Genomic DNA, 23,619 nt, shown 5'->3' with positions numbered 1-23,619 from the left:
CTCCCGGCGTCCGCGGTCAAGGGGCGGCACGGCCCGGTCAGCGGAAGACGCCGGTGTGTCCCAGAGAGTAGCGGCCCGGCTGCGGGAAGACGGCGAGGCCGTGCGGCCCGCCGCCCACCTTGATGCGGGCGAGTTGCTCACCGGTCCGCGTGTCGATCGCGTACACCTCGGAGTGGTAGCGGCCTGACAGCCACAGGACCCTGCCGTCGGCCGAGACGCCCCCCATGTCGGGGCTTCCGCCGTCCGGCAGGCGCCACGTCCTGGTCAGCCGGTTGTGTGCGAAGTCGAAGACGGAGATGGTTCCCTCGCCCCGGTTGGAGATGTACATCTCGCGGGAGTCCCGGCTGACGTAGAGGCCGTGGGCGCCCTTGCCGGTGGGGATGAAGGACGGCGGGGCGAACCGGGCGCCGTCCAGCACCCACAAGCCGTTCGCCATCATGTCGGCGACGTAGAACCGCTTGCCGTCCGGGGAGACCTTCACGTCCTGCGGCATGGCGTCGTGGAACGGCAGCCGCTGCCGGCCGACCACCTTCATCCTCTCGGTGTCGACCTTGAGCAGTTCGCCGCTGAACTCGCAGGAGACGATGAAGTAGCGGCCGTCGAGCGAGAAGTCCGCGTGGTTGACGCCGTAGCAGCTCACGGGAACGGTCTTCACCACCTTCATCGTGTGCGCGTCGCGGAAGACCAGTTGCCGGTCCTTGGACGCCATCACGACCGCGTGTCTGCCGTCCGGCGTGAAGTAGAGGTTGTACGGGTCGTGCACGGCGACCGGGGTGCCCGCCTCGCCGGTCCTCGGGTCGATGGGGGTGAGGGAGTTGCCCAGGTCGTTGTTGACCCAGAGCGTCTTGAGGTCCCAGGAGGGGACGACGTGCTGGGGCTGGTGGCCGACCGGGATGGTGTCGATGACCTCGTAGGTCTCCGGGTCGATGACCGAGACGGTGTCGGAGTTGGTGTTGGGGACGTACACGCGCGACGGGACGTCCTTGACCGCCGGGGAGAGCAGACCGGGCCGGTCGGCCGCGTAGACGTCCTTCGGGTCGAGCACGGGCGGCATGCCCGGCAGGGCGTGGACGGCCCGCTGCTGCGGCTCGGCGCGGCCCACGGGCGTCTTGGAGGCGAGGGCCCGGTCCCTGTGCGGGGAACCGCCGGTGCAGCCGGCGAGCACGGCGAGGGCGGCGCCGGCGACGAGTACGCGCGCGATGATGGTGGGGTGCATCAGCTCAGCAGCTCCGTGGTGGTCACCACGGCCAGGCCGCGGCGGTCGAGTTCGTGGAGAAGGGCGGGGAAGGCGGTGCGCGTGTCCGCGTACCCGAAGTGCAGGCTCACCACCGATCCGTTGCGGACCTCGCCGATGACCTTGCGGGTGACGGCCGCGGCGCCCGGCGAGGTGTAGTCGAGCGAGTCGACGTCGTACGACAGGACGTGCGGGTAGCCCGCGTCGCGGGCCAGCCGTTCGACGAGCGGGGTGGCGCGCGGGGCGCGGGAGGGCCGGAACCAGGTGCCGATCGACCCGGTCAGCCGCCGCAGCCGGTGGGCGCATCCCTGGATCTCCGCGCGGGCTTCGGCCTCGGGCATGGCGTTGATGCCGAGGTGGCGCAGGGTGTGGTTGCCGAGCTCGTGACCGCCGTCGAGGATGCGGCGGGCGACGCCCGGGTGCTCGTCCAGCCAGGTGCCGACCGCAAGCACGGTGATCTTCACGCCCGCCCTCTCGGCCGTGCCGAGGATCGACGTGGCGAGGGCGGGGTCGCCCTGGCCGTGGAAGGTGAGGGCCACCCGGGGACGGTCGCGCGGGCCGTGGGCGATCTGGGCGGGCTGCCGCGCCAAGGCGCGGGGCGCGGCCGCCGGGTGCGAGCCGGCGGAGGCGTCCGGGGCCCGGGAGGGGCGGGCCGGGCGCGACGGGCGTGCGGCGTCGCCGGGGCAACAGCCGGTGGTGAGGGCACCGGCGAGCCCGGCGCCCGCGCGCAGTGCCGAGCGGCGGTCGGGCACCGTCGGTGCGGTGCCCGTCGCACGGCCCGGCGGGGCGGAGGGGGCGGGCGTGGTCACGCATCCCATTTAAGGGCGAAACTGTGCGAAATCCGCCGATTGGGTCGTGGACGCCAGGGGCGGGTCGCGACGGCGCCGGTTCCCCGTACCGCGCACGGGCCCCGCACCGGCGCGGTTCCTGGATCGAAACCGGTTTCCGGTCGGCCGCGCTCGTCTGCGATGGCCGATCGCGCGGCAGTCACCCATTGACCCGGACACCGGTTCGTCGCGGATGCCGCGGCGTACACCCCGGCTCCGCTCGCGGCGCCCGAGAAGGCCCCGGCCGCGTGGCGGTCGGGGCTTCTGCCGCCGGGGGGGTGTCAGCGGTCGGCGACCCGCATCTCGAACCAGGTCGTCTTGCCGCGCGGGAGCAGGTCGACGCCCCAGCGGTCGGCGAGTCTGTCGACGAGGAAGAGGCCGCGGCCGCTCTCGTCCAGTTCCTGTACCGGCATCAGACAGGGCAGACCGCGGGAGGGGTCGCGCACCTCGACGCGGGCCCAGCCCCGGCGCCGCCGCATGCGCAGCCCGAAGACCCGCGCGCCGGTGTGCCGCACGGCGTTGCCGACGAGTTCGGAGACGAGCAGGACCCCGTCCTCGGCCACCTTCGGGGAGAGTCCCCAGTGGCGCAGGATCACGACCTGGGCGAGCCGGCGGGCCGTGGCCGCCGACTCCGGGAGGGACGGCAGGAGTGCCTCCGCCTCGGCCGGACTGCCGAACAGCTCCAGCGCTCTGAGCGCTCGTTCGTCCTCGATCGCCGGTGACCAGCGTGCCGCAGTGGCACTCCCGCGCCGCCGCGGCTGTTCGACACCCTCCAGCCCCGCCATGCCCCCCATCATGGCCGTCCACAGGGCCATCGGGCGGCATTACCGGTGAGTAACCACTCCGGAAACATACATTCCGATTCTTGCGATCGGCATATGACATACGCAATCCGGAATCCCTTACACCCCAACTGGCCTGCGGAAACAGGCCAGTTGGGGGCAATAACCGGGCGCGCTCGAACGAAGCCGGTTTAAGGGTGTCTTAAGACTCCGATAAACCGCCCCTTCGGAGGACACCGGGCAAGGCATCTCGTCAACGGCAAGCGCGCCGGCCTGAAGAGGGTGACGGACCGCGGCGGAGTCAGACGAACTTGGCCTTGCCCGGCCCCTCCTCCACGAAGCTGCGCATTCCGCGCTCGCGGTCCTCCGTCGCGAACAGGCCCGCGAACCAGTTCCGTTCCACGGTCAGACCCGTCTCGATGTCCGTCTCCAGGCCCGTGTCGATGGATTCCTTGGCGGCGCGCAGCGCGATCGCGGGGCCCTGGGCGAGCCGCGCGGCCCAGGCGTGCGCCTCGGCGTACACCTCCCCGGCCGGCACCACCCGGTCGACCAGGCCCAGCGTCAGCGCCTCGTCCGCCTTCACCATCCGGCCCGTGAAGATCAGGTCCTTGGCCTTGGACGGACCGATCAGACGCGCCAGCCGCTGGGTGCCTCCGGCGCCCGGGATCAGGCCCAGCAGGATCTCCGGCTGCCCCAGCTTCGCGTTCTCGGCGGCGATGCGGTAGTCCGCGCACAGCGCCAGCTCGCAGCCGCCACCCAGGGCGTAGCCGGTGATGGCGGCGACGACCGGCTTGGGGATGCGGGCGACGGCGGTGAAGGAGTCCTGCAGGGCGCGCGAGCGCAGGACCATCGCGGTGTGGTCCATGCCCTGCATCTCCTTGATGTCCGCGCCCGCCGCGAACACCTTCTCCCCGCCGTGGATCACCACGGCGCGCACGTCGTCGCGGCGCGTGATCTCCTCGGCGAGTTCCTTGAGCCGGTCCTGCGTGGCGACGTCCAGCGCGTTCATGGGCGGGCGGTCCAGGCGGAGGGTGCCCACACCCTCGGCGACTTCGAGATGCACAGTCATGCAGGAAGGTTAACGGGCACTAACGGCAACGGGCCCGGTGTGCTCGCTCACAGCGGCACACCGGGCCCCAAGGCGCGAATCGCTACTTGATCCACTCGTCCCAGGGCATGTTCCAGCCGTTCAGCCCGTTGTCGGGCGCGACCGTCCGGTCGTGGGAGTTCTTCACGACGACGACGTCACCGATCATCGAGTGGTTGAAGAACCAGGCGGCCGGCACCGACTTGTCGTAGCCGCCGCGCACATCGCGCAGGCCCACGCAGCCGTGGCTGGAGTTGTAGTTGCCGAAGGCGCCGCCGCCCCAGTAGTTGCCGTGGATGAAGGTGCCGGAGTCGGTCAGGCGCTGGGCGTGCGGCACGTCCTTGATGTCGTACTCGCCGCCGTAGCCGACGGTGTCGCCGTTCATCCGGGTCACCACGAGGCGCTCGCTGATGACCATCTGGCCGTTCCAGGTGTCGTAGCCCGGCTTGCCGGTGGTGATCGGAAGGGTCTTGATGACCTTGCCGTCGCGCCTGACGACCATCTTGTGGGCCTTGGCGTCGACGGTGGAGACCTGGCTGCGGCCGATGGTGAAGGTCACCGTCCTGGCCTGCTTGCCGTAGACGCCGGGCCTGCCCTCGACGCCGTCGAGGTTGAGGTTCACGGTGACCTTGGTGCCGGCCTTCCAGTACTCCTCGGGCCGGAAGTCGAGGCGGTCGTTGCCGAACCAGTGGCCGCGTACCTCGACGGCCGGCTCGGTCTCGAAGGTGATGGCCTTCTCCACCGCCTCGGGGTGGGTGATGCCCCGGGTGAAGCGGATCGAGAACGGCATGCCGACCCCGACCGTGGAGCCGTTCTCGGGTGTGTAGTTGCCGACGAAGGTGTTCTTCGGGGTGAGCGTGGTGAAGGAGGACTCCTCGGCGGAGGTGAGACCCGCCGGGTCCTTGGCGACCGCGTGGACCTTGTACGTGGTGGCCGCGGCCAGATGGGTCGAGGGCGTCCAGGTGGCGCCCGAGCCGGATATCGTCCCGGGGATCTCGCGGCCCTTGGGGTCCTTGACCGTGACCTCGGTCAGCTTGCCCTTGGCGGCGCTCACCTTCAGGGCGCCGCTGGTCTCCACGGCCTTGGCGCCGTCCTTCGGGGCTATGGCGACCACGGCCTGCGACTGCTTGGTGCCGGTCTTGCCGGATTCCCCGCCATCGCCGGAGCCCGCCGTGCCGGAACCTGCCGTGCCGGAGCCCCCTCCCCCGCCGCACGCGGTGGCGGTGAGCAGAAGGACACCGAGTATCAGTGCCGGCAGTCCCCTGCGTCCCCGCGTCCGCACACCAACCGACGCCCCCGATATCGGTCGCCCGTTCACGTTCCCGTCTCCCCTCGCACGGCCTGATGAGGCCCGCACTTCAGCGCGACCCACGCGCGCATTGCGCCAATTAATCACACCCCCCGGCCCGATGACTCCCCGCGATTGTCACCGTTCAGTCCCAAAGTGAACCGCGCGGAGAAGCATCGGGCGGCTGCGGGCGCGCACCCGGCGTACCGAGTGTGCAGCGCGTGCCACACACCTGCCGTGTGTGCCGGGCCAGGGCCCCGGCAGGCGACTTTTGCCCGTCGAGAAGCGGCGCCGTGGTGGCACCGCCCGCGCGAGCGGAGCCGAGAGCGAGAGGGAGCGCGCTCTCGGTGTGCCGGCCGGAAGCCCTCGTACTGGACGTACCCGGACTTTCGGCCGGTGCGGCGAGTGGGGGTGGGGGTGCCCCTGCTCGAAGAGCTCGGGGGAGCGTGACGGGCGCGGCGCGACGGGGCCGACGTCGCCTGCCGGGGCGCTAGGGGGTTCGAAAGTCCCGCACAGCACCCCCCGGCGCCCGGCACGCACTCTCGCCGCACCGGACACCGCGGGCACCGCACAGGACCTTCGAAACACCCCCTAGGCGGCCGCGCCTCCCGCCTTCCACCGGCTCCAGCTCATGTTCCAGCCTCCGAGCCCGTTGTCGGGGGCGACCTTCTTGTCGTCGCTCCCGACGACCTCGACCACGTCGCCGACGAGGCTGCGGTCGTAGAACCAGCCCGCAGGGGTGTCCGAGCCGCCGCCCCTGACGTCCCTGAGGCCCACGCAGCCGTGGCTGACGTTGACGTGTCCGGGGGCGTCCGGGGCCCAGTAGTTGCCGTGCAGGAAGGTGCCGGAGCCGGTCAGGCGCAGGGCGTGCGGGACGTCGGGGATGTCGTACTCCCCGCCGAAGCCGACCGTACGGCTGTCCATGCGGGTGACCTTCAGCATCTCCATCACCACCATCTTCCCGTTGTAGGTGGTGGTCCCCGGGGCGCCCGCCGTGATCGGCACGGTGGCGATCAGCTCGCCGTCGCGACGGACCTTCATGGTGTGGGCGCTCGCGTCGACGAGCGAGACCTGGCTGCGGCCGACGGCGAACGAGACCGTCTTGTACTGCAGTCCGTACACACCGGGGGCGCCCTCCACGTCGCGCAGCCGCAGCGCGACGGTGACCGTGGTGCCCGGCTTCCAGTACTCCTCGGGCCGGAAGTCGAGACGGTCGTTGCCGAACCAGTGCGGGCGGATCTCGACGGCCGGCCGCGCGGTGACCCGGACCGCCCGCTCGACCGCGGCCCGGTTCTCGATCGCCCGGTTGAACTGCAGGGACACGATCATGCCGGTGCCCACGGTCGAGCGGTCCTCCGGGGTGAGGTACCCGATGAACCGCCGGTCGGGCACGAACGTGGTGAAGACGGCGTGACGGGCCGAGCGGCGGCCCCGGACGTCGAGGGCCACCACGTCGACCGTGTACTTGGCGGCGAGGACGAGGCGGGGGGCGTCGGGCTCCCAGAGCAGGCCGTCGGCGGAGAGGTGCCCGGGCACCGGGGAGTCCTGCGCGTCCAGGGACCTGACGACGGTCACCGACTCCAGGCGGCCGCTCGGCACCCGCACCCGCAGCCGGCGGCCGGCGGGCACGGCCCTGCTGCCGTCGTCCGGGGTGACGCTGATGAACTCCTCGGGCGCGGGCGCCTTGCCGAGCACGTCGTCGAGTCCGTGGGAGGTGCAGCCGGCCAGGAGGCCGGCCCAGGTCAGTGCGGCGGCAAGTGCGGCTGCTGCGCGCCGCGCGCGCATCTGTACGTGCATCACGACCATCCCAACGACCCGGCCCCCGCTGGGGAAACGTGAGTGCGAGCCACGCTCTGGGCAGAACAGTGGGGAGGACGACACGACGGGGAGCCGCGCCGCCCGGGCGCAGGGGCGCGCTCGGGGACCCCCGAGGCGAACGGGCCACGAAGGGGCGGGGCACCGCGCGCGCCCTTTTCCGTGCCGTCCCACCGAGCCGCGGGAGGCCGACAGGTGTCGAGCGCAGCCGAGCAGGAGGCAGTGCAGCAGGGGCGGGCGGACGGGGGACGGTCCGCGGGCCCGGCCGCCGTGCCGAAGGGCAGCCGACACCCGGTGCCGGCCGTGCCCGTGTGGCCGGGCGCGCCCACTCCGCTCGGGGCGCGCTTCCACGCGGGCCCGGACGGTGCCGTGGGCACCAACTTCGCGCTGTGGGCGGGCGGCGCGGAGGCGGTCGAACTGTGCCTGTTCGACGGGCGCGGCGCCGGGAGCCGCGAGACGCGGGTGCGGCTGACGGAACTGACGCACGAGATCTGGCACGGCTTCGTGCCGGGCGTGCTGCCGGGGCAGCGGTACGGCTACCGGGTGCACGGCCGCTGGGACCCGTGGACCGGCGCCCGCTGGAATCCGGCAAAACTCCTCCTCGACCCGTACGCGCGCGCCGTGGACGGGGACTTCACCCTGCCGCCGGAGGTGTACGGGCACGTGCGGGACTGGCCCGACCAGCGGGTGGCGGACACGGTGCGGGACGAGAGGGACTCGGCGCCGTTCGTCCCCAAGGGCGTGGTCGTGCACGATGACGACGACTGGGCCGACGACCACCGCCCCAAGACGCCCTGGGCGGACTCGGTGATCTACGAGCTGCACGTGCGCGGCTTCACCCGGCGCCACCCGGGCGTCCCCGAGGAACTGCGCGGCACGTACGCGGGCCTCGCTCACCCGGCGGCGATCGAGCACCTGGTGACGCTGGGTGTGACGGCCGTGGAGCTGCTGCCGGTGCACCAGTTCGCGCACGAGGACCATCTGCTCGCGCGGGGCCTGCGCAACCACTGGGGCTACAACTCGATCGGCTACTTCGCGCCGCACGCGGCCTACGCGTCCAGCGGCACCACCGGCCAGCAGGTCGGCGAGTTCAAGCGGATGGTCCGGGCGCTGCACGCGGCCGGGATCGAGGTGATCCTGGACGTCGTCTACAACCACACCGCGGAGGCGGGCGAGCTGGGCCCCACGCTGTCGCTGAAGGGGATCGACAACCGCGGCTACTACCGCCTGCAGCCGGACGCGCGCCGGTACGCGGACTACACGGGCTGCGGCAACACCCTGCACGTGGTGCAGCCGCAGGTGCTGCGTCTGATCACCGACTCCCTCCGCTACTGGGTGACGGAGATGGGCGTGGACGGCTTCCGCTTCGACCTGGCGGCGGCACTGGCGCGTTCGATGCACGACGTCGACATGCTGTCCCCGTTCCTCGCGGTGATCGCCCAGGACCCGGTGCTGCGCCGGGTGAAGCTGATCGCGGAGCCGTGGGACGTGGGCTCGGGCGGTTACCAGGTCGGCGCCTTCCCACCACTGTGGACGGAGTGGAACGATCGCTACCGGGGCGCCGTGCGGGACTTCTGGCGCGGGGCGCTGCCGGACGTGCGGGACCTGGGATACCGCCTGTCGGGTTCGAGCGACCTGTACGCGTGGGGCGGTCGGCGCCCGTACGCCTCCGTCAACTTCGTGACGGCGCACGACGGTTTCACGCTGCGCGACCTGGTGTCGTACGAACGCAAGCACAACGAGGCCAACGGGGAGGGCAACCGCGACGGGTCCGACGACAACCGCTCCTGGAACTGCGGGGCGGAGGGCGAGACGGACGACGAGCGGGTACGGGCGCTGCGCCGCCGCCAGATGCGGAACCTGCTGACCACCCTGCTGCTGTCGACGGGCGTGCCGATGCTGGTGGCGGGCGACGAGATGGGCCGTACCCAGCGCGGCAACAACAACGCCTACTGCCAGGACAACGAGACGGGCTGGCTGGACTGGAGCCTGCTTCAGGACCCGGGCTGGCGGGCGCTGTTCGACCTCACCTCCCGTCTGGTCGGGCTGCGCCACCGCCACCCGGTGCTGCGCCGCCGGGCGTTCTTCTCCGGGCGGGCCCACTCCGCGGACGGTCTGCGGGACCTGGCGTGGTTCACGGCCCGCGGGACGGAGATGACGGAAGGCGACTGGTACGCGCCGGCGGCGAGCCTGGGCATGTATCTGTCCGGCCGCGACATACCGGGCCGGGACTCCCGGGGCGCGGCGGTGGTGGACGACAGCTTCCTCACGGTCCTGCACGCCGGGGACCGCCCGGTGGACTTCGTCCTGCCGGGGCCGCCCTGGGCGCGGCGGTACGAGTTGGTCGTGGACACCTCCCGCGAGGAACAGGCGCAGCCGCCGGGCACGCCGCACCGGGCGGGGGCCGCGGTGACGGTGCCGGCGCGGTCGGTGCTGCTGCTGCGGGTGGCGGACTGACGGCCGATCGGCTGACGGCGCGGTGCCGCTCCCTCCGGCCGCGGGTGGCCGGGCCGCCGCGGACGCGCAGGTCGCGGGACTCGCGGCGGATCCAGGTCCGGCCAAAACTCGGTGGGCACTGTCAGTGCCGATCCGTAGGCTCGCTGCTGATGCCGACGACACGTACACCCGCCGAGGACCGCTCCGCCGTCCGTACCCTGCTGCGTCTGTGGCCGTATGTGCGGCCGGTGCGGGTACGGCTGCTGACCGCCGCGTTCGTCGCGATCCTGGCGTCGTGCACCGGTCTGGTGATCCCGCTCGTCCTGAAGTGGATGGTGGACGGGCCGGTGGCCGACCGGGATCCGGCCGGCGTGTGGCTCGGCGCGCTGTACCTGCTGCTGCTCGGCATCGCCGAGGCGGTGCTGTTCGGGATACGGCGCTGGCTGGTGGCGCGGCCGCTGTCGCGGGTCGAGGCGGACATGCGGGCGGATCTGTACCGGCACCTGCAGCGTCTTCCGGTCGCCTTCCACGACCGTTGGCCGTCCGGCCAGTTGCTCTCCCGCGGCACCACCGACCTGATGCTGCTGCGGATGTTCCTCGCCTTCCCGCTGACCTTCTTGCTGGTCAACGGGGTGACGATCCTCGTCGGCGTGCTGATCCTGCTGGCGCAGGACTGGACGCTGGGACTGGTGATCCTGGGGCCGGCCGTCCCGGTGATGGTCACCTGTGCGATCTTCGAAAGGCGCTACGCCGGGGTCGCCCGGCTCGCACAGGACCAGGTCGGCGACCTGACGACGGTCGTCGAGGAGAGCGTGCTCGGCATCCGCATCATCAAGGGCTTCGGGCGGCACCGGAGCCAGGCACTCGCCTTCCGGAAGCTGTCGGGGACATTGCGCGGGACGGAACTGCGCAAGGCCCGGCTGCTGGCGACGATCTGGGCCGTCATCGTCACGCTGCCGGAACTGGCCATCGGTGCGGCGCTGGTGCTGGGGACGGTGCGCGTGGCGGACGGCGGCCTGTCCGCGGGGACGCTGGTGGCGTTCCTGTCCACGGCGCTGGCGCTGCGGTGGCCCGTCGACTCGATCGGCTTCCTGCTGGCGATGAGCCAGGAGGCGGCCACGGCCACGGAGCGGTACTTCGAGGTGATGGACGAGGAGCCGGAGGAGGAGACCGCTCCCGCCGTCCGGCCGGCCGCCTCCGCCGACCGGGGGCTCCGCTTCCACGGTGTGCGGTTCCGCTACCCCGACGCTCCCCCCGGCTCCGCGCCCGTCCTCGACCGCATCGACCTGCACGTCCGCCCCGGTGAGTCCATGGCGCTCGTCGGGGCGACCGGCAGCGGCAAGACCACCCTGACCGCCCTCATCCCCCGGCTGCACGAGGTGACGTCCGGCCGCATCACGCTGGACGGCGCGGACATCACGGCGATGACCCGCGCGGAGCTGCGCGCCAAGGTGGCCGTCGCCTTCGAGGAGCCCACCCTCTTCTCCGCCGGTGTCGGCGACAACGTTCTCATGGGAGCCCCGGACACCGCGGGCGCGCCCGAGCTGGAGCGCGCCCTCGCCGTCGCGCAGGCCGACTTCGTGCACACCCTCCCCGAGGGCCCGGACACCAAGGTCGGTGAGCAGGGCCTCAGTCTCTCCGGCGGGCAGCGGCAGCGGCTGGCGCTGGCCCGGGCCGTCGTCGGACGGCCCGGGTTCCTGGTGCTGGACGACCCGCTGTCCGCCCTGGACGTCCACACGGAGGCCGCCGTCGAGGCCGCCCTGCGGCGGGTGCTCGCCGACACCACGGCCCTGATCGTGGCGCACCGCCCGTCCACGGTCCTGCTCGCCGACCGGGTCGCCCTCCTGTCGGGCGGCCGTATCGCCGCCGTGGGCACCCACCATGAACTGCTGCGCACGAACGCCGAGTACGCCCAGCTGATGTCCGGGTCCGGGGAAGGGGAGGACGAGCGATGACGGCGCCGACGACGCCTTCGGCCACCGCGCAGACCGCCGAGGACGAGCCGGAGGCCCCCCGCCCCCAGGGCGACGACGCCTTCGACCGTGATGTGCTGCCCGCCCCGCCCGGCGCGACCGCCGCGCTGCTGCGCTCCCTGCTCGCCCCGATGAGGGCGCGTGTCGCCGCCACGACCGTTCTGCTGCTGCTCCAGCAGGCGGCCGTCCAGGCGGGCCCGATGCTGGTGGCGTACGCCATCGACGATGCCGTGCCCGCCTTCCGCGGCCACGACCACGGCCCGCTGATCGCGGTGGCGGCGGGCTATCTGCTGTGCGCGCTGGCCTCCGGCGGACTCCAGTACGCGTTCATCGTGGCCTCCGCCCGCGTCAACCAGGACGTGCTGCTGGACCTGCGCGGCCGGATCTTCCGCCACGCTCAGGCGCTGAGCGTCGACTTCCACGAGCGCTACACCTCGGGCCGCCTGATCTCCCGTTCCACGACGGACGTCGAGTCGCTGCGCGAGCTGCTCAGCGAGGGCCTGCAGGAACTGGTGACGGTCATCCTGTCGTTCGTCTACATCGCGGCGATGCTGCTCTGGCTGGATGTGGGGCTGGGTGCCGTCGCGGTGGCGTCCTTCGTGCCGCTGTACCTGCTCGTGCGGAACTACCGGCGGCGTGCCGGGCGGGTGTACCGGCTGCGGTCCACGGCGATCGCCGCGGTCATCGTGAAGTTCGTGGAGACGATGAACGGCATCCGTCCGGTGCGCGCCTTCCGCCGCGAGGAGGCCAACGACGCCGGCTTCCGCGTCCTCAACAAGCGGCACGAGCGGACCAACGGGGACGCGCTGCTGGAGATGGCCCGCTATGTCACCGCCTCCCGGCTGGTGGCCAACACGGCGGTGGCCGGAATCGTGCTGTGGGGCGCCTACCGGGTGGCGGACGGCTCACTGGCCCTCGGGGTGCTGGCGGCCGCGGTGCTCTACCTGCGGCGCCTGTACGACCCGATCGACCGGCTCGGCATGTTCCTGAACTCCTACCAGTCGGCGTCGGCATCGCTGGAGAAGATCGCGGGACTGCTGGCCCAGACGCCGTCCGTGCCCGAGCCGTCCGTGCCCCAGCGCCTTCCGGCGCTGCGGGGTGCGCAGCCGGGCCGCGAGGTCGTGTTCGAGGACGTCCGGTTCGCCTACCGCACGGGCGGCGAGGTGCTGCCCCGCTTCTCGCTGACGCTCCCGGCCGGGCAGACGGTGGCCGTGGTCGGCGCGACGGGCGCCGGCAAGTCGACGCTCGCGAAGCTGCTCGCCCGCTTCTACGACCCTTCCGGGGGCAGGGTCCTGCTGGACGGCGTGGACCTGCGCGACCTCGCCCTGCCCGAACTGCGGCGTGGGGTGGTGATGGTGACGCAGGAGGCGTTCCTGTTCTCCGGCACGGTCGCCGAGAACATCGCCATCGGCCGCCCGGACGCGACCCGCGAGGAGATCGAGCGGGCCGCCAAGGCGATCGGCGCCCACGACTTCATCAGCGCACTGCCCGACGGCTACGACACGGACGTCCGCAAGCGCGGCGGCCGGATCTCCGCCGGGCAGCGCCAGCTCGTGGCGTTCGCACGGGCGTTGCTGGCCGACCCGGCGGTGCTGATCCTCGACGAGGCGACCAGTTCCCTGGACGTCCCCGGCGAACGGGCGGTGCAGCAGGCGATGACGACGGTGCTGCGGGGCCGTACGGCGGTGGTGATCGCGCACCGGCTGTCGACGGTGGAGATCGCCGACCGCGTCCTGGTCATGGAGGACGGCCGCGTCGTCGAGGACGGCAGCCCGGCCGAACTGATCGCGGGGACGGGGCGGTTCGCGGATCTGCACCGGGCCTGGCGGGACAGCCTGGCGTGAGTGCCGTGGAGCCGACCACAAGACCCGCTGCCAACGCCCTGGCCGGAACACCGGCCGGGGCGGGCGGGCAGGTGGCGCAACGCTGCCGCACCAGCGGCAGAAGGAAACGGGAGACCGTCGTCAGGACTCCGGGGCGCGACTCGCGCTCCGGTGACACCGTCACGGACCTTCCAGGCGCAAACGTCTGATTGCTGGACGTCACTGAGGCTTTGGGCAACGGACGGGTGATCGACGCGTACGAGGATCCTGGGACGCCCGACCGCCGCGGCGGTGCCCGGTGCCTGTGGTTGGCTGGTGGCCCGGCAGCCGGGCCGGGGCGCTGCCCGGCAGCACGTGGATGGTGCCGCCGGCGGCGGCGCCGTACCTGATGCCCCGCGCGCTCGGTGAGGCAACGGAGCCGGGCGACATGGGCGCGCCGGCCGGGTGGGCCACCGCCTTTGTCCGCGGTCGGCTCGTTCAACGCCTGGCCGGGCATCATGCGGCACCGCAGGATGACCCGGGTGCGGATGGACGTCGGCTTCCGGACGGTCACCGCCCCCGGTGACGCCTTTCTGAATAGTCCGTATAGCGAACATGACCATCCGGGCAACGAACGATTTCCGGCCAAGTTCTTGATGCGCTCCTGACAACTCTGCGCGCCCTCTGCGACGCTTCCCACGGCCCCGTCGCAGCAACCCCACGGCACCACCGCCGCGCCGTACGGCCCGTGACCTTGATGCATCTGGTTCCGCGTTCCGCCTGTTCTGCCCGGACGGCCCAACCTCCGTCCGGTCTCCCCTGGCCGCGATCCGCGGCCACGCAGAAGGAGTCAGTGTTGAGAAGCAGTTCCTCTCGCAGACGCACCCCCCACACCCCTTCCCGCCGCGCCGCGGCCGTCGCCCTCGTCGGCGTCTCCGCCCTGTTGGCCGCCGCCGTCCAGGCGGGCGCCGCGAGCGCCGCACCGGCCCGCCCCGCCGCCGGGAAGATCAACCCCGCCCACGCGGCCCTGAAGCTCTCCCCCTCGCAGCGCGCCGAACTGATGCGGGACGCCGACACGGCGAAGGCGGACACCGCCCGGTCGATCGGCCTCGGCGCCCAGGAGAAGCTGGTGGTCCGCGACGTCGTCAAGGACGCCGACGGCACCCTCCACACCCGTTACGAGCGCACCTACGCAGGACTCCCGGTCCTCGGCGGCGACCTGGTGGTCGACACGTCCAAGTCCGGGAAGACCGAACGGGTCGTCAAGGCCACCCGGGCCGCCATCAAGGTGGCCTCGCTCAAGCCGCAGATCACCGCCACGAAGGCCGAGAAGCAGGCCGTGAGCGCCGCACAGTCGGCGGGCTCGAAGAAGACCGCCGCGGACAGCGCGCCCCGCAAGGTGATCTGGGCGGCGAGCGGCAGGCCGGTCCTCGCCTACGAGACGGTCGTCGGCGGGCTGCAGGACGACGGCACCCCGAACGAGCTGCACGTCATCACCGACGCCGCCACCGGCAAGAAGCTGTACGAGTACCAGGGCATCGAGACCGGCGTCGGCAACACCCAGTACAGCGGCCAGGTCACGCTGACCACCACGCAGTCGGGTTCGACGTACACGCTGAACGACGGCGCACGCGGCGGCCACAAGACCTACAACCTCAACCACGGCACGTCCGGCACCGGCACGCTGTTCTCCCAGTCGAGCGACACCTGGGGCAACGGCACCACTTCCAACGCCGCGACCGCGGGCGCCGACGCCCACTACGGCGCCGCCGTGACCTGGGACTTCTACAAGAACACCTTCGGCCGCAGCGGCATCAGGAACGACGGCGCCGCGGCCTACTCGCGGGTCCACTACGGCAACGCGTACGTGAACGCGTTCTGGTCCGACAGCTGCTTCTGCATGACCTACGGCGACGGCTCCGGCAACGCCGACCCGCTGACCTCGCTGGACGTGGCCGGCCACGAGATGAGCCACGGCGTCACCTCCAACACCGCCGGCCTCAACTACAGCGGCGAGTCCGGCGGCCTCAACGAGGCCACCTCGGACATCTTCGGCACCGGCGTGGAGTTCTACGCCAACAACACCTCCGACCCCGGCGACTACCTCATCGGCGAGAAGATCGACATCAACGGCGACGGCACCCCGCTGCGCTACATGGACAAGCCCAGCAAGGACGGCGCGTCCAAGGACAACTGGTACTCGGGGATCGGGTCGATCGACGTCCACTACTCGTCGGGTCCCGCGAACCACTTCTTCTACCTGCTGAGCGAGGGCAGCGGCGCCAAGGTCATCGGCGGCGTCAGCTACAACTCGCCGACGGCGGACGGCCTTCCGGTCACCGGAATCGGCCGCGCCAAGGCGCTGCAGATCTGGTACCGGGCGCTCACCACCAAGTTCACCTCGACCACCAACTACGCGGGGGCGCGCACCGGCACGCTCGCGGCGGCGGGCGAGCTGTACGGCACGTCGAGCGCCGAGTACACGGCCGTGCAGAACGCGTGGGCGGGCGTCGGCGTCGGTTCGCGCCCCGGCTCGAGCACCGGCACGTCGTACGAGAGCACGACCCCGGTGTCGATTCCGGACAACGGGCCGGCGGTCACCTCGTCGATCACCGTGAGCGGCCGCACCGGCAACGCGCCGAGCAACCTCCAGGTCACCCCGAACATCACCCACACCTGGCGCGGGGACCTGGTCATCGACCTGATCGGCCCGTCGGGCACCGCGTACCGGCTGAAGAACTTCAGCTCGTCCGACTCCGCGGACGATGTGACCGACACCTACACGGTCAACGCCTCCTCCGAAACCGCCAACGGCACATGGCAGTTGAGGGTCCAGGACCAGGCGACGTACGACACGGGCACCATCAACGGCTGGACGCTGACGTTCCCGTAGAACGTGGCTGAGGACGCGTCACGGCGCGTCGGTGACGGGGGTTCGCTCCGGGGGTCAGACTCCCCCCGGGGCGGCCCCTTTTCGCTGCGCTCCGCGCAGGGGCTCCGCCGGCGCCCGGCCTGGCCGATGGCCGTGGCACGCAGCCGCCGTTCACCGGATAGACGATTTTCAGCCAAGGTCGTTTTGCCCTCCTGACATGTACGCGTCCCGGATGCCACTCTTCCACCGCACGATTCACCCGCACCGCAACTTCACACCCCTTCCGTTCGGTCACCCCACGCCGCGCGGATCCCCCGCAGAAGGAGCTTGCGTGACTCCCCTCTACGCGCGCCACAAGCGCACCACTCTGGCCATCGCCACCGTCGTCGCGGCCGGAGCACTGCTCACCACCGGTCTGACCACCGGCATCGCCTCCGCCCAGACGCCGGCCTCCTCGACCGGCCGCACCGCGAAGCCGCTCGCCGCCGCGCCCCTCGCGCTGTCCGCGACCGCGCGCACCTCCCTCATCAAGGAGGCCCAGGCGTCCGCACCCGAGACGGCCCGCGCCATAGGCCTCGGCGCCAAGGAACAGCTGGTGGTCCGCGACGTCGTCAAGGACGCCGACGGCACCGTCCACACCCGCTACGAGCGCACCTACGCCGGGCTCCCGGTCCTCGGCGGCGACCTGGTCGTCCACGAGTCGAAGTCCGGCACTCCCCAGGGCGTGACCAGGGCGACGAACGCGTCCATCAAGGTGGCCTCGCTCAAGCCGCAGATCAGCGCCGCGAAGGCCGAGAAGCAGGCCGTGAAGGCCGCGCAGTCGGCGGGCTCGGCGCGGACGGCGGCCAGCGGCGCGGCCCGCAAGGTGATCTGGGCGGGCTCCGGCACGCCGGTCCTCGCCTACGAGACGGTCGTCGGCGGGCTGCAGGACGACGGCACCCCGAACGAACTGCACGTCATCACCGACGCCGCCACCGGCAAGAAGCTGTTCGAGTACCAGGGCATCGAGACCGGCACCGGCAAGACCCTGTACTCGGGCACGGTCACCCTCAACACCACGCTGTCGGGCTCGACCTACCAGCTGTACGACACCACGCGCGGCGGCCACAAGACGTACAACATGAAGCACAGGAGCGGGGGGAACGGCACCCTCTTCACCGACGCGGACGACGTCTGGGGCACCGGCACGGCCTCCAGCTCCACCAGCGACCAGACCGCCGCCGCCGATGCCGCCTACGGCGCGCAGGTGACCTGGGACTTCTACAAGAACACCTTCGGCCGCAACGGCATCAAGAACGACGGCACGGCCGCGTACTCCCGCGTGCACTACGGCAACCAGTACGTGAACGCGTTCTGGTCCGACAGCTGCTTCTGCATGACCTACGGCGACGGCTCCGGCAACACCCACCCGCTGACCTCGCTGGACGTGGCCGGCCACGAGATGAGCCACGGCGTCACCTCCAACACCGCCGGCCTCAACTACAGCGGCGAGTCCGGCGGCCTCAACGAGGCCACCTCGGACATCTTCGGCACCGGCGTGGAGTTCTCCGCCAACAACGCCTCCGACCCCGGCGACTACCTCATCGGCGAGAAGATCGACATCTTCGGCAACGGCAGCCCGCTGCGCTACATGGACAAGCCCAGCAAGGACGGCTCCTCCGCCGACTACTGGTCCTCCAGCGTGGGCAGCCTCGACGTGCACTACTCGTCCGGTGTGGCGAACCACTTCTTCTACCTCCTGTCGGAGGGCAGCGGTTCCAAGACCATCAACGGGGTCACCTACAACTCCCCGACGTACAACGGCTCCACGGTCACCGGCATCGGCCGCGCCAAGGCGCTGCAGATCTGGTACAAGGCGCTGACCACGTACATGACGTCGACGACGAACTACGCGGGCGCCCGCACGGCGACCCTGAGCGCGGCGTCGGCGCTGTACGGCTCCGGCAGCGCCGAGTACAACGCGGTGGCGGCGGCCTGGTCCGCGGTCAACGTCAACTAGCGAGTGACGGACGCGGCGGCCCCCGGCGGGAAGACCACGCCGGGGGCCGCCCTACGCTTGGGGCCCATGTCCTTCACGTACGAGGAAGTCGGCGCGACCCGCACGGCCGGCCACTGCCCCGAGGGCTTCCGTCCGCTGCACCTGCGCACGCGGATCGGCGAGGGCGAGGAGGTGTTCCGCCGGGCCTCCGAGGCCCTCCTGACCTGGGAGCTGCACCGTGCGATGGGCGTCGGCGTCCTGACCGGCCAGGACAGGGCGGCCCCCGGGGTCGACGTCACCATCACCCTCGGCGGCGTCATCAAGGCCCCCTGCCGTGTCGTCTGGACGGTCGACGAACCCCGCCGCGCGGGCTGGGCCTACGGCACGCTGCCCGGACACCCCGAGAGCGGCGAGGAGGCGTTCGTGGTCCACCGCACCGGCGACGGCACGGTCTGGCTGACCATCACGGCCTTCAGCCGCCCGGCCAAGTGGTACACGAAGGCGGGCGGCCCGGCGACGCGCGGATTGCAGCACGCGTACGCGCGGCGCTGCGGAGCGGTGTTGCGGCGGCTGTGCGCGGGCCTGTCCGAGGACTGACCCCGAGCGCCCCGCCACCGCGTGCGCCGCCGCGCCGGACCCGTCAGCGCATCAGCACGCCGGCCGCCTCCGCAATCTCCTCCGCCGGCAGCGTCACCAGCCCCAGCTCCGCACCGCCCGCCAGCAGCCGGTGCGCGGGCAGGATCCGGACGGTGCAGCCGAACGGGCCGGTGCGGTCCAGGGACAGCGGTCCCTCGTAGGCCCAGCGGCCCTCCGGATCCGGGCCACCCGCCGGTTTCAGCGCGGTCGCCGTGGCGTCAGCGATGCGGTCCTCCGTGTCGACGCGCCCCGACACCGCCTGGACCTCCACGTCGTCGGGGGCCAGGTCGCCCAGGCCGACACGGACCCGCAGCGAGAGCGTCGTGCCCAGTTCCGCCGTGGCCGCGACCGTCGACGTCTCGACGTGGTCGACGGTGACGGCCGGCCAGGCCGCCCGCACCCGCGCCTTCCAGGCCGCCAGCTCACGCGCGGCGTCCGGCGTCATCGCACGGTGGGCGTGCGCCGCCGGGGTGTACAGACGCTCCACGTACTCGCGCACCATCCGCCCCGCCAGCACCTTGGGGCCGAGGTGCATGAGGGTCTGCCGGACCATCTCGATCCAGCGGTCCGGCAGCCCGCCCTGGCCCCGCTCGTAGAAGCGCGGCGCCACCCGCTGCTCCAGCAGGTCGTACAGGGCCGCCGCCTCCAGGTCGTCGCGCCGGTCCTCGTCGGTCCCCGTGCCGTCGGCGGTGGGGATCGCCCAGCCGAAGTCCGGCTGGAACCACTCGTCCCACCAGCCGTCCAGCACCGACAGGTTGAGCCCGCCGTTGAGCGCCGCCTTCATGCCGCTGGTCCCGCACGCCTCCAGCGGGCGCAGCGGGTTGTTCAGCCACACGTCGCAGCCCGGGTAGAGCTTCTGCGCCATCGCCATGCCGTAGTCCGGGAGGAACACGATCCGGTGGCGCACGCGCGGGTCGTCGGCGAACCGGACCAGCTCCTGGATCAGCCGCTTCCCGCTGTCGTCCGCCGGGTGCGCCTTGCCCGCCACCACGATCTGCACCGGGCGCCGCGGGTGCAGCAGCAGTTCCATCAGCCGGTCCCGGTCCCGCAGCATCAGCGTCAGCCGCTTGTACGACGGCACCCGACGGGCGAAGCCGATCGTCAGCACGTCGGGATCCAGCACCCCGTCGATCCAGCCGAGTTCGGCCGTCCCCGCGCCGCGCTGCCGCCAGGACGCCTGCAGCCGCTCCCGCACCTCCAGCACCAGTTGCTCGCGCAGCACCCGGCGCAGGTCCCAGATCTCCTGATCGGCGATCTCCGCGATCGCGTCCCAGCGTTCCGGCCCGCCGACCGTCATGGCGTCCTCGGTGCGCTCCGCGCCGATCTGCCGCGCGCCCAGCCGGAACACCTCCGGCGCCACCCAGGTCGGCGCGTGCACCCCGTTCGTCACGGAGGTGATCGGCACCTCTTCGGGGTCGAAACCCGGCCACAGGCCCGCGAACATCTCCCGGCTGACATGGCCGTGCAGCAGGGACACCCCATTGGCGTGCCGGCCGAGCCGGAGACCCATCACCGCCATGTTGAAGAGGTTCGGTTCGCCACCCGGGTACGTCTCCATCCCGAGCCGCAGGATCTGCTCCACCTCGATCCGGGGGAGCTCCCCGTCCGGACCGAAGTGGCGGGCCACCAGCTCCCGGTCGAAGCGGTCGATGCCCGCCGGGACGGGCGTGTGCGTGGTGAAGACCGTGCCGGCCCGCACCGCCTCCAGGGCCGAGTCGAAGTCCAGTCCGGCATCGTGCAGTTCGGCGATCCGCTCCAGGCCGAGAAAGCCCGCGTGCCCCTCGTTGGTGTGGAACACCTCGGGCTCGGCGTGCCCGGTCAGCCGGCAATAAGCGCGTACCGCGCGCACCCCGCCGATGCCGAGCAGCATCTCCTGCAGCAGCCGGTGCTCGCTGCCGCCTCCGTACAGCCGGTCGGTGACACCTCGCTCGCCGAGGTCGTTCTCCTCCACGTCCGAGTCGAGCAGCAGCAGCGGCACCCGGCCCACCTGGGCGAGCCAGATGCGGGCCCGGAGCCGGCGTCCGCCGGGCAGCGCCAGGAAGACCCGGGCGACGGTGCCGTCGGGCTCGCGCAGGAGCACCAGGGGCAGTTCGTGCGGGTCGAGCACCGGATAGTGCTCCTGCTGCCAGCCGTCCCGTGAGAGGGTCTGCCGGAAGTAGCCGTGCCGGTACAGCAGTCCCACGCCGATCAGCGGAACGCCCAGGTCGCTGGCCGTCTTCAGGTGGTCGCCGGCGAGGATGCCGAGGCCGCCGGAGTACTGGGGCAGTGCGGCCGTGATGCCGAACTCGGGCGAGAAGTAGGCGATGGCGGCGGGAAGATCCAAGCGGGGCGCGTGGGACTGGTACCAGCGGTCGCCGTTCAGGTAGTCGCCCAGATCGCCTGCGGCCGCGGCAAGGCGGCGCAGGAAGCGGCGGTCCCCGGCCAGCTCCGCGAGGCGGGCGGGCGCGACGTCCCCGAGCAGCCGCACCGGGTCACCTCCGGACGCGGCCCATCGCTCGGGGTCGACGGACTGGAGGAGATCACGGGTCTCCGCATGCCACGACCAGCGCAGATTGCGCGCCAGATCGCTCAGCGGGTAAAGGGCTTCGGGGAGGACGGGACGTACGGTGAACCTGCGGATTGCCTTCACGAATTCCACCTTCACGGGGGACGTACGCGGCATGTCATCCCCGACGGTAGCGGCGCGGGCCGCCGCAGGGCGACGGCGCGTTGGGGCGGCCGCACCCCGGTCTGCCGCCCCCGGACCCCGCTCGGACCCCGCTCGGCCCGGCGGCCTCGTCCGCCGGCACCGGACGGGGCGGCCGGCTTCGCCGCGAACCGTGCGGAAAGCGGCGCAGCCTTTCACCACTCCACCCCTGGCCGATATGGCCGATTCCGCGGCCCTGGGCGGCCTTGTGCCGTTTCGCACCGCACGACAGGCTACCGACTGTGGCCATCGGTGGACGGCCGCGCGCACCGGAGGCCGGGCCGTCGCGCACCGCGTCGAGGAGGGAACCCGAGTCATGGCACGGAGGAGGAACGCGCGTCCGCGCCGGAGGGGCGCCCTCACCGCGGCCGCCGCCGTCGTGGCGCTGTCGGCCGTCGCCCCGCCCGCGCAGGCGGCCCCGGAAGGCACGGTCCTCGGCGCCGGGACCTCCGGCGCCGTCGGCGGGAGCTACATCGTGACGCTCAGGGCGGGAGCCGGGGCGCCGTCGGCCGTCCGCAAGGACATCGCCGAGCGGTACGGGGTCACCATCAGCCGCACCTACGAAACGGCGCTCCACGGGTACGCGGTGACGGCCGGCGGACGGCAGGCGCGGCGCCTCGCGGCGGACCCCCGGGTGGCCTCGGTCGTCCAGGACACCCGGGTCTGGCTCGACCGCGTCCAGAAGAACCCGCCCTCGTGGGGCCTGGACCGCATCGACCAGGCTGAGCCGTCTCTCGACGGGGGCTACACCTGGCCCGATCCCGCGGGCGCCGGCGTGACGGTGTACGTCATCGACACCGGCATCCGCATCTCGCACAAGGACTTCGGCGGCCGGGCGAGCTACGGCTGGGACTTCGTCGACGGCGACCGCACGGCCGCCGACGCCAACGGGCACGGCACGCATGTGGCCGGGACCGTCGCGGGCAGCGGGTACGGGGTCGCCAAGAAGGCGAAGGTCGTCGCCGTACGCGTCCTCGACAAGGCCGGCGCCGGCACGACCGCACAGGTCATCGCGGGGATCGACTGGGTGACCAGGCACGCCAGGAGACCCGCGGTGGCGAACCTGAGCCTGAACGGCCCGGCGAACGCCCAGTTGGACGCGGCCGTGCGGGCCTCCATCGCCTCCGGTGTGACCTACGTGGTCGCCGCCGGCAACGACGGGCGCCCGGCCGGTGCGTACTCCCCGGCCCACGTCGCACAGGCCGTCACGGTCGGCGCCAGCGACCGGAAGGACGCCCGGGCGGGGTTCTCCAACTGGGGCCCGAGCCTGGACCTGTTCGCGCCCGGCGTGTCGATCACCTCCGACGCGTATACGAGCGACACCGGCACGGCCACCCTCTCCGGCACGTCGATGGCGGCCCCGCACGTCGCCGGCGCGGCCGCGCTCTATCTGGCGGGCCGTCCCCGGGCCACTCCGGCGCAGGTGAGCCGGGCGCTCGTCCGACAGGCGGTCTCCGGCAGGATCACGCGAGCGGGACCCGGCTCACCGGACAGACTGCTGCGGGTCATCCGCCGCTGACCGTGGTTCACCGAGCACGCGTAGGCTTGCCGGCCCTCGCCCCCGGGCGGGGCCGGCCCCTTTCGTTTGTCCGGATACGGCCGGACGTGAACGTAGACATACGCGCGAGTAGTTAACAAAGTGCCGGAATGCCCACCCGCACCTGGTGGGAAGGCTCCTCCGGTAACCCCGCTGGCCCGCCTTCCGACACCCTCAACCGTCCACCATCGTTGACGCGGACAGGAGCGGTCATGCCCCCGACGCACCACTCGCCTGCACCTACGGCCCCCGGAACCGCCCCATCCCCACTGCGGAAAGCGGATCCCCCCGCCCCGCGGACACCCCCCGCGGGCCCGAGGCGCACGCCGGCCGCACGGGACACCGGACCATCCCTGGGGCGCATCCCCGTCCTGGACGTGCGCCCCCTCGTCCACGAGGGCCGCCGGCCGGCCAAGGCGGTGGTGGGCGAGGAGTTCGAGATCTCCGCCACGGTCTTCCGCGAGGGCCACGACGCCGTCGCCGCCAACGTCGTCCTCACGGACCCCGAGGGCCGCCCCGGCCCGTGGACGCCGATGCGCGAACTGGCACCCGGCACCGACCGCTGGGGCGCCACCGTCTCCGTGCCGGCCGAGGGCCACTGGACCTACACCGTGGAGGGGTGGAGCGATCCGGTCACCACCTGGCGGGGGCAGGCCACGATCAAGA

15 protein-coding genes and 1 pseudogene are annotated in these 23,619 nt (G+C 72.2%); 9 read left to right on the top strand and 7 right to left on the bottom strand.

The genetic code is table 11. From position 1 onward, the window contains the following. Positions 1 to 37: 37 nt before the first annotated feature. The 6 genes from ACFSL4_RS31175 to ACFSL4_RS31150 form a co-directional block, all read right to left on the bottom strand. Positions 38 to 1,216, bottom strand: a complete 1,179-nt coding sequence (locus ACFSL4_RS31175) for a YVTN family beta-propeller repeat protein (RefSeq protein ID WP_381090320.1) — start codon at positions 1,214 to 1,216, stop codon at positions 38 to 40. Beyond that, entirely contained in the window at positions 1,216 to 2,052 is an 837-nt protein-coding gene (locus ACFSL4_RS31170) for a polysaccharide deacetylase family protein (protein WP_381090317.1), read from the bottom strand. The genes ACFSL4_RS31175 and ACFSL4_RS31170 overlap by 1 nt, the downstream gene beginning before the upstream one ends. A gap of 290 nt (positions 2,053 to 2,342) precedes the next feature. Next, the gene (locus ACFSL4_RS31165; protein WP_381090314.1) at positions 2,343 to 2,846 is read right to left on the bottom strand and encodes an ATP-binding protein; all 504 of its coding nucleotides are present in this window, start codon (positions 2,844 to 2,846) and stop codon (positions 2,343 to 2,345) included. A 298-nt stretch (positions 2,847 to 3,144) separates the two neighbouring features. Next, positions 3,145 to 3,912, bottom strand: a complete 768-nt coding sequence (locus ACFSL4_RS31160) for an enoyl-CoA hydratase/isomerase family protein (RefSeq protein ID WP_381090312.1) — start codon at positions 3,910 to 3,912, stop codon at positions 3,145 to 3,147. An 82-nt stretch (positions 3,913 to 3,994) separates the two neighbouring features. Beyond that, the gene (locus tag ACFSL4_RS31155; RefSeq protein WP_381090309.1) at positions 3,995 to 5,248 is read right to left on the bottom strand and encodes a L,D-transpeptidase; all 1,254 of its coding nucleotides are present in this window, start codon (positions 5,246 to 5,248) and stop codon (positions 3,995 to 3,997) included. Between the two features lie 561 nt (positions 5,249 to 5,809). After that, positions 5,810 to 7,015, bottom strand: a complete 1,206-nt coding sequence (locus ACFSL4_RS31150) for a L,D-transpeptidase (RefSeq protein ID WP_381090306.1) — start codon at positions 7,013 to 7,015, stop codon at positions 5,810 to 5,812. 213 nt (positions 7,016 to 7,228) lie between these two features. On the opposite strand from ACFSL4_RS31150, the gene glgX reads away from it, so the two are divergent. From glgX to ACFSL4_RS31115, 7 genes and pseudogenes are all read left to right on the top strand, one after another. Then, entirely contained in the window at positions 7,229 to 9,490 is a 2,262-nt protein-coding gene (gene glgX / locus ACFSL4_RS31145) for a glycogen debranching protein GlgX (protein ID WP_381090303.1), read from the top strand. A gap of 149 nt (positions 9,491 to 9,639) precedes the next feature. Then, entirely contained in the window at positions 9,640 to 11,424 is a 1,785-nt protein-coding gene (locus tag ACFSL4_RS31140; protein WP_381090300.1) for an ABC transporter ATP-binding protein, read from the top strand. Then, positions 11,421 to 13,286, top strand: a complete 1,866-nt coding sequence (locus ACFSL4_RS31135) for an ABC transporter ATP-binding protein (protein WP_381090297.1) — start codon at positions 11,421 to 11,423, stop codon at positions 13,284 to 13,286. Before ACFSL4_RS31140 ends, ACFSL4_RS31135 begins: the two co-directional genes overlap by 4 nt. A gap of 224 nt (positions 13,287 to 13,510) precedes the next feature. Next, positions 13,511 to 13,816: pseudogene (locus ACFSL4_RS31130) on the top strand (ABC transporter ATP-binding protein); the annotation flags it as partial. Positions 13,817 to 14,100: 284 nt separating this feature from the next. Further along, positions 14,101 to 16,137, top strand: a complete 2,037-nt coding sequence (locus ACFSL4_RS31125) for a M4 family metallopeptidase (RefSeq protein WP_381090294.1) — start codon at positions 14,101 to 14,103, stop codon at positions 16,135 to 16,137. A 310-nt stretch (positions 16,138 to 16,447) separates the two neighbouring features. After that, entirely contained in the window at positions 16,448 to 18,115 is a 1,668-nt protein-coding gene (locus ACFSL4_RS31120; RefSeq protein WP_381090291.1) for a M4 family metallopeptidase, read from the top strand. Positions 18,116 to 18,181: 66 nt separating this feature from the next. Continuing rightward, positions 18,182 to 18,691 (top strand): DUF1990 family protein, encoded by a 510-nt coding sequence (locus tag ACFSL4_RS31115; RefSeq protein ID WP_381090288.1) that lies wholly within the window; start codon positions 18,182 to 18,184, stop codon positions 18,689 to 18,691. 43 nt (positions 18,692 to 18,734) lie between these two features. Here the strand turns inward: ACFSL4_RS31115 and ACFSL4_RS31110 are convergent, their stop codons facing one another. Continuing rightward, positions 18,735 to 21,359: a glycosyltransferase family 1 protein gene (locus ACFSL4_RS31110; protein ID WP_381090285.1), complete on the bottom strand. Its 2,625-nt coding sequence runs from the start codon at positions 21,357 to 21,359 to the stop codon at positions 18,735 to 18,737. A gap of 373 nt (positions 21,360 to 21,732) precedes the next feature. On the opposite strand from ACFSL4_RS31110, the gene ACFSL4_RS31105 reads away from it, so the two are divergent. Beyond that, positions 21,733 to 22,935 (top strand): S8 family peptidase, encoded by a 1,203-nt coding sequence (locus ACFSL4_RS31105; RefSeq protein ID WP_381090282.1) that lies wholly within the window; start codon positions 21,733 to 21,735, stop codon positions 22,933 to 22,935. Positions 22,936 to 23,165: 230 nt separating this feature from the next. After that, positions 23,166 to 23,619 (top strand): maltotransferase domain-containing protein (locus ACFSL4_RS31100; protein ID WP_381090279.1); only part of this gene is annotated, 454 nt, incomplete at its 3' end.

Origin of the sequence: Streptomyces caeni (assembly GCF_042678285.1) — a bacterium.
GTDB classification, from domain to species: Bacteria; Actinomycetota; Actinomycetes; order Streptomycetales; family Streptomycetaceae; genus Streptomyces; species Streptomyces caeni.
This window is presented reverse-complemented; position numbering and strand designations above follow the sequence as displayed.

Coding starts and splice junctions, on each gene's coding strand:
- ACFSL4_RS31165 (WP_381090314.1), bottom strand. CDS start 2,846: ATGGCGGGGCTGGAGGGTGTCGAACAGCCGCGGCGGCGCGGGAGTGCC.
- ACFSL4_RS31175 (WP_381090320.1), bottom strand. CDS start 1,216: ATGCACCCCACCATCATCGCGCGCGTACTCGTCGCCGGCGCCGCCCTC.
- ACFSL4_RS31160 (WP_381090312.1), bottom strand. CDS start 3,912: ATGACTGTGCATCTCGAAGTCGCCGAGGGTGTGGGCACCCTCCGCCTG.
- ACFSL4_RS31135 (WP_381090297.1), top strand. CDS start 11,421: ATGACGGCGCCGACGACGCCTTCGGCCACCGCGCAGACCGCCGAGGAC.
- ACFSL4_RS31150 (WP_381090306.1), bottom strand. CDS start 7,015: ATGCACGTACAGATGCGCGCGCGGCGCGCAGCAGCCGCACTTGCCGCC.
- ACFSL4_RS31170 (WP_381090317.1), bottom strand. CDS start 2,052: ATGGGATGCGTGACCACGCCCGCCCCCTCCGCCCCGCCGGGCCGTGCG.
- ACFSL4_RS31115 (WP_381090288.1), top strand. CDS start 18,182: ATGTCCTTCACGTACGAGGAAGTCGGCGCGACCCGCACGGCCGGCCAC.
- ACFSL4_RS31140 (WP_381090300.1), top strand. CDS start 9,640: ATGCCGACGACACGTACACCCGCCGAGGACCGCTCCGCCGTCCGTACC.
- ACFSL4_RS31105 (WP_381090282.1), top strand. CDS start 21,733: ATGGCACGGAGGAGGAACGCGCGTCCGCGCCGGAGGGGCGCCCTCACC.